Genomic DNA, 16,441 nt, shown 5'->3' on the forward strand with positions numbered 1-16,441 from the left:
ATGACTATAATGTTAAGTATAATAATGTCAAGCTAAGGAGGAAGAATAGATGATATTTGAAAGTAAGAGAATAAAGCTAAGAAAGATGACTAAAGAGGATATACCTACATATAATATTTGGAGTAATGATGAAGAAGTAGTAAGAACTACATATCCTAATCTAGAAAGATATACCTTAGAAGATACTGAGATTTTTTATAGTAGAGTTACTAAAACAACGAATTCTAGAACATTCATGATAGTTGATAAGGTAAGAGAAAATGCTATTGGGATTATATCACTGATAAATATGGATTTATTTAATAGAAATGCAGAGTTTATAATTGATATAGGTGATAAGGACTACTGGGGAAAAGGTATAGGAAAAGAGGCGATGAGTTTAATACTTGACTATGGTTTTAAAGAATTAAATCTACACCGTATATATCTTAGAGTGTATTCGTTTAATGAGAGAGCGATTAAGTTATACGAGAAAAAAGGATTTGTACATGAAGGTAAGATGATTGAAGCTATATTTAGAGATGGAAAGTATCATGATATTGTAATTATGGGAATATTACAAAGGAATTACTTAAGCAAATAGTGCTGAAAGATAGTTTAGTATTAAGTATAAATATACTAAAAACAACCTATAACTAGATTATTTAAGTGATATAATATTAAGTTTTTCATAATATCGAATAGTTGATGCACTTAAACCGGTTTTTTAGCCAACTTCACTTATTTTCATTTTATCATCTCCTAATAATTTCAGTATATCACTTAAAGTATGATTTAAGTCAATAAAATATTTAAGTAGTTAATTTCATATATTAGATTATAATAGTCTATAAATTAAAATTCATGTTTGTATTGAACTTACAAAGGTTTATATTCAGAAAGTTCAAATAAATATCCTAGCGATACTTATATATAGATTTAAAACACTAAAAAATGGAGGTAATTATGATTGTAAACAATATTATTGATATTATTGGTAATACACCATTGATATCTTTGCAAAAATTGACTAAATCACAAATATTCGCGAAAGCAGAATTTTTAAATCCTGGGGGAAGTATAAAGGATAGAATAGCCAAGTTTATGATTGAGCAGGCAGAAAAAGAGGGTATACTTAAGCCTGGAATGACTATAATGGAACCTACATCAGGTAATACTGGTATAGGAATATCTTTAGTAGGTGTCCAAAAAGGTTATAGAGTTATAATAGTGATGCCGGAAAACATGAGTGAAGAGCGTAAGAAAATAATAAAGGCATTAGGTGCTGAACTAATATTAACTCCTGTTGACAAGAGTGTGCAGGGTGCTGTTGATGAAGTAGAGTATCAAAAAAAGAATAATTCAAATGTATTTGTGCCAAATCAATTTAGTAATCCCAATAATCCATTATCTCATTATAATACCACTGCAAAAGAGCTCTATAATCAGATGTCTGGTAACATTGATATATTCTTATCCGGAATAGGGAGTGGGGGAACAATAGCCGGAATAGGAAAATATCTTAAAGAAAAGAATGATGAGTGTAAAATTATTGCTGTAGAACCTAAAAGTGTTTCTGTGTTAAAGGGGCATAAATTTGGTTTTCATAAAATACAAGGTATTGGAGATGGTTTTATACCAGAAATACTGGATACATCAAAGATAGATGATATTATTGAGGTTTCTGATGATAATGCTTTTAAGGAATCACAAAGGTTAGCTAGAATAATGGGGTGTTTAGTTGGAATATCAGCTGGTGCTAACGTATGGGCTGCTATGAAAGTAGCTGAAAAGTATCCAAATGCGCGTATAGCTACAATATTGCCAGATAGAGCAGAGAGATATTTTAGTGTAGGGCTAATATAAAAAATTTAAAAGGGTAAAAAGCTTGATTTAACAATGCTTTTACCCTTTTTAAATACACATGCAGTAGGATTCGACTCTCGATGTCTAGTGAAATATTGAATTCAGACTGAGTAAAGTTTTTAAGACAAATAGAAAGGCGGTCAATAGTTTTCTTCAATAAGATATGCTCATAAAGCTTACGAGCTATATCAGATAATAAAACTGATTTTGATGAAATTATTTCAACCATCATGTAAAGAAGGAACTTAAAATTGGGTTTAGATATCCCTTCAGAAATATTTTCACAGAAATTTATAATTAGGGATTTAGTATTGTATGAAATCTTGTATAATAAGACATCAGCAAAACTCTCCTTGTTTGATTTTGTTGTGGAACTTTATTATAACAAGTATTTGAGTAATTCTTCTTATTTTTATACAAAAAATTGAAATCTGTGGATAATACTATTTCATTTTATGTCCAATAAAAATCAACTCAAGAAAAAAAGGGGAAACTCAAATAAATAATATATTGACATATATTAATAATTTATGGTACATTGAAAAAAATAGAAAAATCATTGATTGTTGACTTGAGTATAAAAAAGTCTTCTTTAGTATGGTATATTAAGACAAAAGTTAATAAGTTATTAATGTTATTTAGTAATACTATTGGAGGTGGTCTTTACATGAATCTTTAATTGCTAACTCATATATCATAAACAACACAAATATAAGATTCATACGAAGGGAGACTAATTTTATGACTAAAACAACAATAAAGAGCAGAGTAGATGCTTTGATAAAGGAAAAGGAATTTTCGGGAGTTGTTTCCATAAGGAAACAAGGTAAAATTATATACGAAACTGCAGCAGGATATAGGGATAGAAGCAATAAAATAAAGAATAATATAAATACTAAGTTTGGTATTGCATCTGGTACGAAAACTTTTACAGCACTAGCTATTGGTAAACTAATAGAGCAAGGTAAAATTTCACTAGATACGAAGTTATTTGATATCATTAAGTATGATTTCAAGCTGTATTCTAAAGATGTAACTATTAGAGACTTATTGACTCATACATCTGGGATACCTGATTACCTTGATGAATCTGTTATTGAGGATTTTAATAACTTCTTTTTAGATATACCTTGGTATAAGTTAAAAGAACCAAAAGACTATTTTCCACTGTTTCCAGATGAGACTATGAAGTTTACTACAGGAGAAAAATTTGCGTACAACAATAGTGGATTTGTGCTTCTTGCGGCTATTATTGCTGAGGTATCAGGGATGTCATATAGTGAATATGTAAGAAAACATATATTTGAAGCAATCGGTATGAAAGACTCAGGCTTTTATGCAATGAATAGACTACCAGAAAACACTGCAATAGGATATATTAAAGATGACGAAGGTTGGAGAACAAATGTGTATAATCTTCCGATAGTAGGTGGAGGAGATGGAGGTGCATTTACTACAATAGTGGATATTTATAAATTGTGGGATGCATTACTTAGCTACCAAATACTATCTAAAGAATTAACAGAGTTATATGTTAAACCTCATATAAGAACAAAGCCAGAGGGTAAGACATATTATGGACATGGTATATGGATATACAAAGATGATGATATAACAGAAGAATATATGGAGGGATGCGATGCTGGAGTGTCTTTTAAATCAGCTATAGTAAGAGATAAAGATATAATATATACTGTTATTTCTAATACTGAAGACGGAGCATGGCCTATATTAAGAGAGATATCTAGCTTGCAGTTTTAAAAGAAAAAACTAAGAGATAAAAAGAGCAGTGATAGATGGTTTAACCTAAAAAGCTATTAGCATTGCTCTTTTTTGCTTGGAGAAAGTTTATAAATATTTTTAAAGGAGTAAGTAATATGTATAAAATAATGATTATAGAAGACGATATGACAATAGCAAATATAATAAGTGAAAGTCTACTTAAGTGGGGTTATGTACCGTATGTTGTAAAAGACTTTAAAAATATATTAGCCGATTTTACTAAACAAAAACCTCATTTAATCTTGCTAGATATCAACCTAGAGTATTATGATGGGTTTTATTGGTGTGGGAAAATAAGAGAACTTTCAAATATACCAATAATATTTATTTCATCAAGAGATACAGACAATGATAAAATAAGAGCTATGTCTCAAGGTGGAGATGATTATTTACAAAAGCCCTTTTCTTTAGATATATTGATTGCTAAAGTACATGCAATGTTAAGAAGAGCATATTCTTATAGTGACGACAGCTTAAATACACTACAGCATAGAGAGGTTATACTTAACATAGAAACAAATACAGTTTATTCTAAGGATAAAAGCGCTAAGCTTACAAATAATGAATGTAAAATATTAGCTTTATTAATTAGAAATGCTAATAAGATATTACCTAGATATCGCTTAATAAAAGCGTTATGGGATGATGAAAATTTTGTTGATGACAATACTCTGACAGTAAACATAAATAGGCTAAGAAAAAAGCTAAATGAGATACAGTGTCATGACATTATAGAAACAGTAAAAGGAGAGGGGTATAGGATAGTATGAAGTTTACTGACTACTTGAAAGAGAGATGGACTTTTTATACCTTTATTTTTATAGCCATATTTATTGTATTTGCAGTTTTTAAATTTGATAATAAGATTTCTATGAATGAATCAAACGCCGAATACTTAAGTTTTTTAATTATTATATTATTAGTTCTTTTCACTATTGTAGATTATAGCATATTAAAAATGAGATATAAAAGGATATTGTCAGGAGTTTCTAACGCAAGAGAATACTACTCATTTTATGCGCTAGATAACATGATAGTTAGCGAAGTACAGGAGTTAATTAGTGAACATGAAACGTACAAAAATAAAATAAGAACCCAATCAGCACAACAATTAGAGTTTATAACCAGGTGGATACATGATGTTAAGGTACCTATAGCTGCATTGCAACTGATATTAGAAAACAATGAAGAAACGATAAATAGTAAACTATACCCTATCTTAGATACTGAAATAAAAAATATTGAAGAAAAGACTAAGAAAGTATTCTTTCATATAAAGTCAGATGCTTTTATAGAAGACTATGTAGTTGAGGAAGCTAGTACTTTAGAGATGATTAAAAATGCTCTCAAAGAGTACTCCAGATTTTTTAGCTATAAAAAAATAAACATTGAGTTTTCTCAAAAATATGAGACTGTTTTAACAGACAAGAAATGGAGTGGATACATTATATCTGAGATAATTTCTAATGCTGTAAAATATACACCAGTAGGTGGTAAGATAACTATTGATACAATTAAAAATGATAAAGAAATAGTTATTAGTATAAAGAATACAAGTAGTGGTATAGCTTCAAAAGATATTAATCAAATCTTTAATAAAGGTTATACATCATCTAAAGATAGAAATGGTCTAAAATCAACGGGTTATGGAATGTATTTATCAAAGAAAATATGTGATATATTAGGTCATAAAATAACTGTGGAACCAGTTTGTTCAGGCTATGTACAGTTTAACCTTATATATAAAAAGAGTGATGTAATTTATGATATTACAAAAATGTAAGTTTGAATTAGAAAATGTAAGATGAATCAATTCAAATAACTCTGTTAAAGTAGTATGATTATTATAGGTTAACCGTTAATCATATGGAGGTGAATATATGTCTAATATATTAGAAGTAAGCAATGTGAGCAAGACATATAGTAGTAAAAGAAGTCTAAAAAAATATAAAGTTATAAAGGATATAAGTTTTGACATAGATAAGGGAGAGTTTGTAGGTATAATGGGGCCTTCTGGGTCAGGTAAAACTACATTACTAAATATAATTGGAAGTATTGATAAACCAACTAGTGGAAAATTGATTATAAATGGAAATGATATAACCAACCTAAAGAAAAAACTATTAGCAAAACACAGAAGAGAAAACATAGGTTTTATATTTCAAGACTATAATTTATTAGAGACTATGACGCTAAAAGAGAACATCATTTTACCACTCTCATTAAAGGGATGTGATAAAGAATTTATTAACTCAAAAGCGGATAAAATAATAAATGACTTAGGGCTAAGTAGTGTATCAGATAAATACCCTTATGAAGTTTCAGGTGGAGAGCAACAAAGAGCAAGTGCTGCTAGAGCATTAATAACAGATCCAAGTATTATATTAGCTGATGAGCCTACAGGTAATCTTGATTCTAAATCTAGCAAGAGTTTATTAAAGCTATTAGAACATATAAATGTGCAGTATAATTCAACTATACTCATGGTAACACATGATGTTTTTGCAGCAAGCTATTGTCAGAAGGTTATGTTTATAAGAGATGGAGAAATATATAACGAGCTATACTCTGGTGAAGATAAAAAAGAGTTCTTTGATTCAATAATTGATGTAATGAGCATTATTGGGGGTGAATAATTTGAAACTAGTGAAATTAGCACTTTCAAATGTAAAGAGAGATATATCAAATTATATCATGTATGTTATAGCGCTTAGTGTTTGTGTTTTTTCTACTTATACATTACTTGCTATAAAAGATAATAAATTTGTATATAATTCATTTAGAGAATTTATTGGATTCAAAACACTTATGCCGGTCTTTACGGTAATAATTTTAGTATTTGCAGTAGAATTTTTAATTAGCTCTAACAATAGTTTTATAAAAGCTAGGAAAAAAGAAATCTCTACATTTGCATTATTTGGTATGACAAATATGGATATTGGATTGATGCTGACGATAGAGACATTTATCGTAGGAGTAACATCCTTAATTATAGGTATAACAACTGGAGTGGTGTTTTCAAAGCTTATGGTAATGATACTACTAACAATAACATTGCCAGAGATAACTACTAATATTACATTTGCAATAGGATTTAGATCTATTTTATATACTACTGTTATTTATTTATTTATATTTGCTGTTATGAGTTTATTTGGAATGAGAGTCATCAATAAGTTTCAATTGGTTGATTTGTTCAAAGCTCATAAGATGTCAGAGAAAAAATCCAAGGGATCATATATAATGCTAATAGTAGGATTAGCACTAATAGCTTATGGCTATTTTATGGCTTGTAATTCCGATACATATTATTTAGTAAAACATTCAATACCCATATTGATACTAGTAATCATAGGAACTTATTTATTTTTTTGGAGTGGATTACCTAAAGTCCTCAATATAATCAAGAAAAATAAGAGAAATTATAGTAATGGATTAAAGTTGATATCAACATCTTCACTATCACACAAGATGAGAACGATAAGTAGCGTGATGTCTTCGATAGCTATACTTTCAGCAGTTGCAACCACAGCTATAGCATCTGCTTTTACACTTTATTATAACGTTGAGCGTAGTTGTTATAAGGTTAATGGTTTTGATATGTATTTTTATGAGAGTAATAACAGCGTAAAAGAAGAAGTGATGGAGTTATTAAAAAGACATAATAATGAAATGTTAGGTGAGATAACTATAGATAGATTTGTAACATATCCTAAAATAGTTTTTAACTCTAATACACCTGACAATGGAAAAATACAGAGGTATACTCTAAAGAAAGATACACCTTTTAGAGTATACACAGAGAGCACTTATAACAAAGCAATCCTTCTTAGTAGATATAGTGATAACGAATATAAACAACTAAGTCTTAATAAAGGTGAGGTTATACTAATATCAAGAGGAGCTATGTCTTTAAACCATAGTGAAAGCGAAGATTTAACTAATAAGCTCATATCATATAAGAATAAGCAACTTGAAATTGTTGGTAATATCCAAAGTGGTATATTTGGTTTTGGTCTGGATAATATACTTATTTTAAATGACGAAGACTTTAAAGAACTTCTTGCTAGCGGTGAAATATCAAATAAAACACAAGAAGGTAATGTTATAGACAAAGCTACAGTGATAAAATATGAAAAACCATTATCATCGACAAAGCTAAATAAAGAGCTAAATAATGCACTTAAAAAAGCAAGTGGATATAGACTAATATACAATAATTATATTAACGATTTACAAACGTTTGGCCTAATATGTTTTATTGGATTTTTCATGGGTATAGTATTTATATTCATGACAGCAAGTTTACTGTATTTCAAACAAATAATGGCAGCTAAAGAAGACGCACATCAGTATAAAATGCTTTCAAAGCTAGGGATAGATGAAGATATGGAGAGAAAATTAATAGCTAAAAGGATAAAGCCAGTTTTCTTTATGCCGTTGATTATAGGTATAGTTCATAGTGTATTTGCAATGAGGTCAGCTAATACCGTAATTTTTCATCAAATAGTTTATTCAAAAAATACCTATTTAAGCGTTATGCTTTCATCTTTAGCAATGTACTGTTTATATGGAGCAGTATATGGATTGTTTTATCTCATCACTAAGGGACAATACACTAAGATAATAAAATCTAGATAATATACTAAAGATAAAGGCAAACAGCTAGTAGTGATAATGGGGTAGTTCTTTATACTATAAAAGACTGTTTCCATTTTTAATAAAATTTTCGACAAATAAGATAGTTACAATCAAGAAAGATATATTTATTAAAATAATGGTAGCGTGTGTTCCAGCATGTGTAATAGGTACTTTATATGATGATAAGATAGATGAGCTTTTTTATAATTATCGAGTAGTAGCAATAGCTTTAATAATTATAACAATAAAATTTTTGTTAGATTACATTAAAAAACATAGCTTTAAAGGCTTTGGATGGTATAGAATAATACTAGAAGTTATTGTTATTTTAAATTTTCGTATAAGATAATAATAGAAAAGAGGATAAACTATGAGAAATATCAAAATGATCATACAATATGATGGTGCAAGGTATAGAGGGTGGCAAAGACTATCTGATAGTGATAATACTATACAACAAAAAATAGAAGATGTCTTAATGAAAATGACTAAAGAAGACATACAAATAATAGGTTCAGGAAGAACTGATGCTGGAGTTCACGCTATAGGTCAAGTAGCAAACTTCCACACAAATAGTACAGTTAAGCTTGATGAAATTAGAGACTATTGCAATCACTATCTTCCAACAGATATTGTTATAAAAAACGTTAGCGAAGCAGGAGAAAGATTTCATGCAAGGTACAATGCATTAAGCAAAAAATATATTTATAGTATACACAACAGCTACGTACCAACAGTATTTAATAGAAAATATACTTATCAAGTAAGTAAACACCTTGATATCAAAGAGATGAAAAAAGCGACTAAATATCTGATAGGAGAATTTGATTTTAAAGCTTTTACAGCAATGAAATCTAAGAAAAAATCTACAGTAAGAGAAATATATTCTATAGATATAAATAAAGAGCATAATCAAATAGACATAATATATCATGGTAACGGCTTCTTACATAAAATGATTAGGATTATCACAGGTACGCTTATAGAAATAGGATTAGGAGAAAAAAAGGAAAGTGTGATACCTAACATATTAAATGGTAAAATTCGTGCAAATGCAGGGATCACAGCACCTGCACAAGGATTATGTCTTAAAGAGGTGATATACTAGAGTGTAGTTAGATTGGAGGTTTTGTTTTGGAATTTGAAAAACTATACAAGGAACATTCTACATATATATATAACTACGCACTAAAACTATCTTGTAATCCACATGTTGCACAGGAGTTACTGCAAGAAACATATCTGAATGCTTATAAAAATATAAAGAGTCTTAAAAATGAGCAAGCAAGTAAATATTGGTTAAGAAAGATTTGCCTTAATAATTTTCTCATGAGAGTTAGAAAACAAAAGGGGAAAATAGAACTCTCATATGATGAATTAGCAAGTCTTAACAAAGAAGGGCAATCTATTAAAATAAGCTCTAGAGAGCCATCACCTGAGGATGAAGTAATTGTAGATGAGACAATAAAAGATATTCAAAATGGTTGTTTCCTAGCAATGGTTAGAAGATTAACTATTAACCAAAGAATAACTTTTTCTCTAATAGATATGTTTGGGCTCAAAATGCAGGAAGTTGCTGAAATTTTAGGAATATCTAGGTCAGCCGTAAAAGCGCTACTACACAGAGCTAGAATGAATTTGGATGATTTTTTTAGTAGGAGATGTAACTTAATAAAAGTAGATAATCCTTGTAATTGTAAGGCGTGGATAGATTTTGCAGAGCATAGAAATGATATTAAAAATAAGGTTTTAAAAAACAAACTGGTAACAAAATTAGACTATAAGGAATCCAACTATGTATTTGATGAGGAAGTTAGAAGAAAGATAGCATATTTGTACAATAATATGCCAGAAAAAAAACCACCTCAAGAATGGTACAATAATATTATAAAAATAATAGATGATAAGAATAAAAAAATATAAATTAAACGCAACTCTTCTGTTAAGTTTGCATCTTTATATATAAGGGAATAAATCCACTACAATATAAGGAGGACTTAAGATGAGTTATGACAAAATTAAAAAAGAATTAGCACCTTGCGGCATTGATTGCTTTAGATGTGTTTCTTATAGCAAAGGTAATGTAGCTAAACTAAGTAGAGGACTAAAAGAAAATCTAGCTAACTTTGAGAATATGGCAAAGAGGATAGAGGATTTTATGCCATTATTTAAGAAATATAATGATTTTATACAAATATTAGAGCATTTTTCTAGTGGTGAATGCAAAGGATGCAGAGAAGGATACGCTTTAAATAATGCATGTAAGGTAAAAGACTGTCACAAAGAGGAAAAAGTTGATTTTTGTTTTCAATGTGATAAATATCCCTGTGATAAAAATAATAACAATAATGGTCTTTACAACAAATGGAAAGACAATAACGATGAAATGAAGCAAAATGGAGTCCAAGCATTTTATAAGGCTGTTAAGAGTAAACCTAGATACTAATAGTTCATTATAAATTAAGTATATTTAAATATTCCAAGGGAGCACTCCATAGTGCTCCCTTAGGTTGATGGACAAAGTCATATAAATATATATGTGTTATAATTAAGTGAATATTTCAATTAAGGAGAATAGTATGTATAGAATTATAAGACACAAAAAATTGATGATAGGTGTACTTATATGCTTTATAGTATACTTTTCTTATATATCTATAAGCATATATACTTATGGTAACAGAACAGAAGTCGTTAAAGCAGATGCTGTGATGGTTTTAGGGGCTTCAATATGGGGAGATGAGCCTTCACCAGTTTTCGAAGAGAGAATTAATCACGGAATATGGCTATATAAAAATGGATATGCTCATAAAATAATATTTACTGGAGGAAAAGGAGTAAACAAACAATACTCAGAGGCTTTTGTTGCAAAACAATATGCATTAAAGAATGGCGTAGATGTTAATGACATATATATAGAAGCCTATTCTACTATAACTGAGGAAAATATTGAATACTGCCTAAAAATAATCAAAGAAAATAAAATGAATGATATTATTATAGTCAGTGATCCATTACATATGAAAAGAGCTATAACTATGGCTAAAGACAAAGGATTAATTGCTTATTCTTCACCAACACCAACCACTAGGTATAAGAGCGTAAAGAGTAAGATTAACTTTCTAGCTAGAGAGGTAGTGCTTTATATTGGTTATAAGGTGTGTATGTTATTTAACTAGATTATACAATATAACTTATTGTTGCTTTTGGGAAGTATGTGTGTATCATGTCCTTGAAATATTCACTGGCTTTTTCTCTGATATCAACATGATAACAATATTTGCCTCTACCTTTTGGTCTCATTATATTCTTATCAAATACATCTATTACGCCTTTTAATGCTGCCTGATTGATAGTCATGTTAGCATAGCCAAAAGTCATAAATATTAGCTCAAAAAAAAGGTTGTTTTTTAAATCTTCATCTAGTTTATTTGCTAGAAGTAAAAAAAGTTCTTTATACATAGATTGCCAGTTATCTAAAAGTATAATAGGCGCAATATTTACACCTATTTTGTAGCCTGCTCTATGCATTTTATTTGCAGCATTTATTCTGTCTATTAAACTCGAAGTACCTATTTCAATTTTTCTGATAATGAAATCTGGATTGACACTTATCCTCATTTGAGTGTTACCATTATGATTAGCATCTAATAAATCATCAACCATAGAAAATTTAGTAGCAAATGTACATTTTGCATTTTCAAGTTTTCCAAACTGCTCAATTGCCCATTTAAGATTTCCTGTAATTGTGTTTTCTAACACCATGTCACTTGTAGAGCCAATCTCGTACGTTTTTAATTGATTAACTTGCTTTATTTTCTTTTTTACTGATTGCATCATTTCATCTCTATTGACAAACACTCTCAAATAAGATCCTTTGAAAAAATTACATACTAAATAACAATACGTACACATAGCGCTACAACCAGAAGAGGTAAAAGGCACAATAAAATCTGCTGAACGATTATTTGGCATTAGCCTTAAGCTTTTCCTTATACCAAGTACAAGGTATTTTTTGAATTCAACAAATTTGTAATCAGGTGCGTCTTTTATAAAATCAATATCGTGATGTTTTTTAATAGATACCATTTCTATATTCATGTTTTTATATTTAGAATAGAGTTCTTTACCTAGCTTGTACTTTAAAATATCTTCTTGATATAATACTTTACTAGGAATAAATTTTACCATAAATGTCACCACCTTTTTATTATTTTAGGTATAAGATAGAAAAATATACTTTTATTTATATAACAGATACATATTAAAACTACTAAAATAGAAAAGATTCGTTGAAAAATGCATAATTTAGAAATATAATGTAAATTGTATATTGTTCTAAAGAGAAGAGTTTACAAAAATATTAGCAGGGGGGCTTTATGAATCAATATAGAAACATCAGAAGAAGAATTTCTTTAGTTTTATTATTAATAATATTAATGAATATATTTTTTTGTAGTTTAAGTACTGCACGGTCAATTTATACCAGCGAAAAACCAAAAAGAGTGTTACTTATAAGCTCTTACTCACCAAGTTTTATAACATTTGATCATCAAGTAAAGGGCATAAAATCTCAATTTGAAGGTGAAAATATAGAATTAGATATTGAGTTTATGGATACGAAAAGGCTTTACACTAAAGAAAATTTAAAGAATTTTTATGATAATTTAAAATATAAGATTCTAAATTTACCTAAATATGATGCAATTATTGTTGGAGATGACAATGCCTTAAATTTTGCATATAAGCATCAGAGAGAACTATTTTATAAAACGCCTATAGTTTTTATGGGTATCGGTGATTATCAAAAAGCTGAGAGATTAAGTAAAAGTCCCTATATAACAGGAGTAATAGAATCTATTTCAATAAAAGAAACCATTGACATAGCTAAAAAGTTGAACTCAAAAGGAAAAAACATAATAGCGTTGACAGATAATACAGAGACGGGACAAGCTATGTTAAAAGAATACTATAACGAAAAGGGTAAATTTAAAGATTTGAATTTTAAGAGTCTTAGCTTAACTAATTTGTCTTACAGAGAATTTGGTATAGAGCTTGGTAAATTGAGTGATGAAGATATTGTGTTGCTGTTAACAATAAACACTGATAAGAATAATTTGCATCTTTCATTTGATAAATCAGTAGAGTACATACTAGAGTTCTGCAATCAACCTGTTTATCATAATTACTATTATGGCATTGGAGATGGGTTATTAGGAGGTAAAGTCATATCTCATATAGAACAGGGCAGTGTGGCAGCTTCTATTGTTAAGCAGGTATTTAAAGGTAAGGACATATCGAAGATTAATTATATTAAAGACAGTCCAAATAAGTATGTCTTTGATTATGCAATACTAAAAAAATATAAATTTGATGCAGATTTATTGCCAGAAGGTACTATATTCATTAATAAAGAAATACCTTTTTTTAAGCAGTATTTCAAGTATATACTAATAGTGATAATTATTTTATTGTTTCAATTTAGTCTAATTATGTTCTTGCAAGTAAATATAGCAAAAAGAAAAAAATCTGAGAAAGAGCTTTTAAGTAGCAAAGAAGACTTGATGGAAATAAATGAAGAACTTGTAGCAACAAATGAAGAATTAATAGCTTCAATAGATGAAATAAGAATACAGGATGAGAAAATACATGAACTTGTTTATACAGATATGGTAACAGGGTTACATAACAGATTTTCTATATTTCAGCTTATAGATAGTGAAATATGCAAAGAAAAACATAAAGGCATAACAGCTATTGTGTTTTTAGACGTAGATAATTTTAAGAATATAAATGATACTTATGGTCATGACATGGGAGATAGAGTATTAAAAATAGTTGGAGATAAGTTAAAAGCTTATGAAAATGAGCATACTTGTATAGGTAGATTTGGTGGGGATGAGTTCTTGATAATGATTAAGAATCAAGATGATATTGGAAATATAATTTATATAATAGAAGTTATCCATACAATATTTGATGAAGAAGTTGTTATAAAAACTACATCATTATTTCTTACAGTAAGCACAGGTATATCTTTATACCCTTACAATGGAAATTGTAGAGGGGAGCTTGTAAAAAAAGCTGATTTGGCACTTTATGAGGCTAAAAATTCTGGCAAGAATAAACATGTATTTTATGAAGAAACCATGAATGAACTAATTGAGGAAAAGATGTATCTTCAAGAAGCTATCAAAAAGGCAACTAAAAAACAAGAATTCTATCTTAATTTCCAACCATATATTAATTGTAAAACAAAGGAAGTTATCGGATTTGAAGCATTGATTCGATGGAATAGCAAAGAACATGGATATGTTTCACCATTTAAGCTTATTACTAATGCTGAAGAACTGGGCTTGATGATAGAGATAGGAGAATTAGTGCTAAAAGAAGCTTGTGCTTTTGCAAAAAAAATCAATGAAAAAAGAAAAGATAAAATAAAAGTATCTGTTAATATTTCTGCTACACAGCTAATGCATAATGATTTTTATGAAAGAACTATCGAAATAGTTGAGAAGGCAGGGCTATCACCTATGCAGATATGTCTTGAAATGACAGAAACAATATTGATAGAATCTATAGAAAAAGGAACTACAGTAATTAACAGATTGGCAGACTATGGTTTTGCAATTGCATTAGATGACTTTGGGACAGGGTATTCATCGTTAAAGTATTTTAAAGATTTACCAGTTGACATACTTAAAATAGACAAGTCTTTTATAGATAATATAACTTTAAGTTCATATAGCCAAAATCTTATAGATGCCATGATAAACATTGCCCACTACAAAGGAGTAGGGGTAATAGCAGAGGGAGTTGAGACTAAAGAGCAATTGAGTATACTAAAAAAGCATGATTGTGATATGGTTCAAGGATTTTTATTTAGTAAACCATTAAGTGAAGAAGAAACATTGAGATTATATTGTAATTAATGTAAACAAGCTAAGTTATATATTAATACAAATGATTAAAAACACTAATATGACTATTTAGAGTGTATGTATTGGTGTTTTTTTGATTTAAAGATTTAAATATTAAAAACACATCTTTTTCAGATAGCTTTCACATTAGTTTCATATCTAGGTTTTATAATTTAACTATCAACAAAACAAACAAATCAAATCAATGGAGGGAATAAAAATGAAAATTAAAAAGACAATAATAACATCAGCAGTAGCATTAGCTCTTACACTTACACCGTTTACCTCAATATATGCAAGTTCTAACTTTAATACAGGAAAAGAAGTTTATTCAAAAGAATTTAAAAAAGACTTGTCACAAGATACAATAGATAAAGCAAAAGCATTGCTTAATAAAATGGTAAAACAAGAAAAACAAGGTAACTATGATGATGTACAAAAAATCATGAAGCAGTTAACTGAGTTAGGTGTATTTGATGAAGGAGTAAAAGTAGAAAATACAGGAGATAAAGGCTCCAAACAAAAGGGTAAAGTAGAAACTAAATATGAGTACAATTTCGACAATTTTGCAAAAGAGTTAAAAAAAGATTTATCACAAGAAACAATAAATAAAGCAAAAGTATTGTTTGAAAAAATGATAAAACTAGAAAGAGAAGGGAACTATGATGATGCACAGAAAATAATGAAGCAGTTAGTTGAACTAGGTGTATTTGATGAAGGAGCTAAAGTAGAAACTACAGGAGACAAAAACTCCAAACAAGATAATAAAGACATAAAACAAGAGGGTAAAGTAGAAACTAGATATGAAGGAAACACAGATGAGTACACTTTCGACCTTATAGCAAAAGAGTTTAAAAAAGATTTATCACAAGAGACAAGAAATAAAGCAAAAGTATTGTTTGAAAAAATGATAAAACTAGAAAGAGAAGGGAACTATGATGATGCACAGAAAATAATGAAGCAGTTAATTGAGTTAGGTGTATTTGATGAAGGAACTAAAGTAGAAACTACAGGAGATAAAAACTCAAAACAAGATAATAAAGACTTAAAACAAGAGGGCAAAGTAGAAACTAGATATGAAGGAAATACAGATGAGTACACTTTCGACCTTATAGCAAAAGAATTTAAAAAAGATTTGTCACAAGAGACAAGAAATAAAGCAAAAGTATTATTCGAAAGAATGATAAAAGATGAAAAAGAAGGTAACTATGATAATGCACAGAAAATCATGAAGCAGTTAATTGAGTTAAATA

At 28.8% G+C, this 16,441-nt stretch carries 14 protein-coding genes; 13 read left to right on the forward strand and 1 reads right to left on the reverse strand.

What is annotated here, in order from left to right; translation table 11 throughout:
• Positions 1 to 49: 49 nt before the first annotated feature.
• The 11 genes from P3X86_RS14425 to P3X86_RS14475 all read left to right on the forward strand — a co-directional run bounded on the left by P3X86_RS14425 (position 50) and on the right by P3X86_RS14475 (position 11,447).
• Complete coding sequence (locus tag P3X86_RS14425) at positions 50 to 583, forward strand: GNAT family N-acetyltransferase (RefSeq protein ID WP_483293408.1); 534 nt, start codon at positions 50 to 52, stop codon at positions 581 to 583.
• Between the two features lie 362 nt (positions 584 to 945).
• Positions 946 to 1,845, forward strand: coding sequence for a cysteine synthase A (gene cysK, locus P3X86_RS14430; RefSeq protein ID WP_483293409.1), 900 nt, complete (start codon positions 946 to 948; stop codon positions 1,843 to 1,845).
• Between the two features lie 741 nt (positions 1,846 to 2,586).
• Positions 2,587 to 3,606: a serine hydrolase domain-containing protein gene (locus P3X86_RS14435; RefSeq protein WP_483293410.1), complete on the forward strand. Its 1,020-nt coding sequence runs from the start codon at positions 2,587 to 2,589 to the stop codon at positions 3,604 to 3,606.
• 116 nt (positions 3,607 to 3,722) lie between these two features.
• Positions 3,723 to 4,397: a response regulator transcription factor gene (locus P3X86_RS14440; RefSeq protein ID WP_483293411.1), complete on the forward strand. Its 675-nt coding sequence runs from the start codon at positions 3,723 to 3,725 to the stop codon at positions 4,395 to 4,397.
• Positions 4,394 to 5,410, forward strand: coding sequence for a sensor histidine kinase (locus P3X86_RS14445; protein WP_483293412.1), 1,017 nt, complete (start codon positions 4,394 to 4,396; stop codon positions 5,408 to 5,410). Before P3X86_RS14440 ends, P3X86_RS14445 begins: the two co-directional genes overlap by 4 nt.
• 97 nt (positions 5,411 to 5,507) lie before the next feature.
• Positions 5,508 to 6,263, forward strand: coding sequence for an ABC transporter ATP-binding protein (locus P3X86_RS14450; protein WP_483293413.1), 756 nt, complete (start codon positions 5,508 to 5,510; stop codon positions 6,261 to 6,263).
• 10 nt (positions 6,264 to 6,273) lie between these two features.
• Entirely contained in the window at positions 6,274 to 8,268 is a 1,995-nt protein-coding gene (locus P3X86_RS14455) for an FtsX-like permease family protein (RefSeq protein ID WP_483293430.1), read from the forward strand.
• A 370-nt stretch (positions 8,269 to 8,638) separates the two neighbouring features.
• A complete protein-coding gene (gene truA / locus P3X86_RS14460; RefSeq protein WP_483293414.1) occupies positions 8,639 to 9,376 on the forward strand; it encodes a tRNA pseudouridine(38-40) synthase TruA in 738 nt (245 codons plus the stop codon).
• 26 nt (positions 9,377 to 9,402) lie between these two features.
• Entirely contained in the window at positions 9,403 to 10,191 is a 789-nt protein-coding gene (locus P3X86_RS14465) for an RNA polymerase sigma factor (RefSeq protein WP_483293415.1), read from the forward strand.
• A 79-nt stretch (positions 10,192 to 10,270) separates the two neighbouring features.
• On the forward strand, positions 10,271 to 10,714 hold the full coding sequence (locus P3X86_RS14470; RefSeq protein ID WP_483293416.1) for a DUF3795 domain-containing protein: 444 nt from the start codon (positions 10,271 to 10,273) through the stop codon (positions 10,712 to 10,714).
• Positions 10,715 to 10,847: 133 nt separating this feature from the next.
• Positions 10,848 to 11,447, forward strand: coding sequence for a YdcF family protein (locus tag P3X86_RS14475; RefSeq protein WP_483293417.1), 600 nt, complete (start codon positions 10,848 to 10,850; stop codon positions 11,445 to 11,447).
• A gap of 1 nt (position 11,448) precedes the next feature.
• Here P3X86_RS14475 and P3X86_RS14480 read toward each other — a convergent pair whose 3' ends face one another.
• Positions 11,449 to 12,459 carry an SPL family radical SAM protein gene (locus tag P3X86_RS14480; protein WP_483293418.1) on the reverse strand — a complete coding sequence of 337 codons (1,011 nt, stop codon included), beginning with the start codon at positions 12,457 to 12,459 and terminating at the stop codon, positions 11,449 to 11,451.
• A gap of 188 nt (positions 12,460 to 12,647) precedes the next feature.
• Between P3X86_RS14480 and P3X86_RS14485 the strand changes: the two genes are divergently transcribed.
• Positions 12,648 to 15,200 carry an EAL domain-containing protein gene (locus tag P3X86_RS14485; RefSeq protein ID WP_483293419.1) on the forward strand — a complete coding sequence of 851 codons (2,553 nt, stop codon included), beginning with the start codon at positions 12,648 to 12,650 and terminating at the stop codon, positions 15,198 to 15,200.
• 208 nt (positions 15,201 to 15,408) lie between these two features.
• On the forward strand, positions 15,409 to 16,441 hold a 1,033-nt coding region (locus P3X86_RS14490; RefSeq protein ID WP_483293420.1), incomplete at its 3' end, for a hypothetical protein.

Source organism: Abyssisolibacter sp. ZYX002, assembly GCF_056892235.1.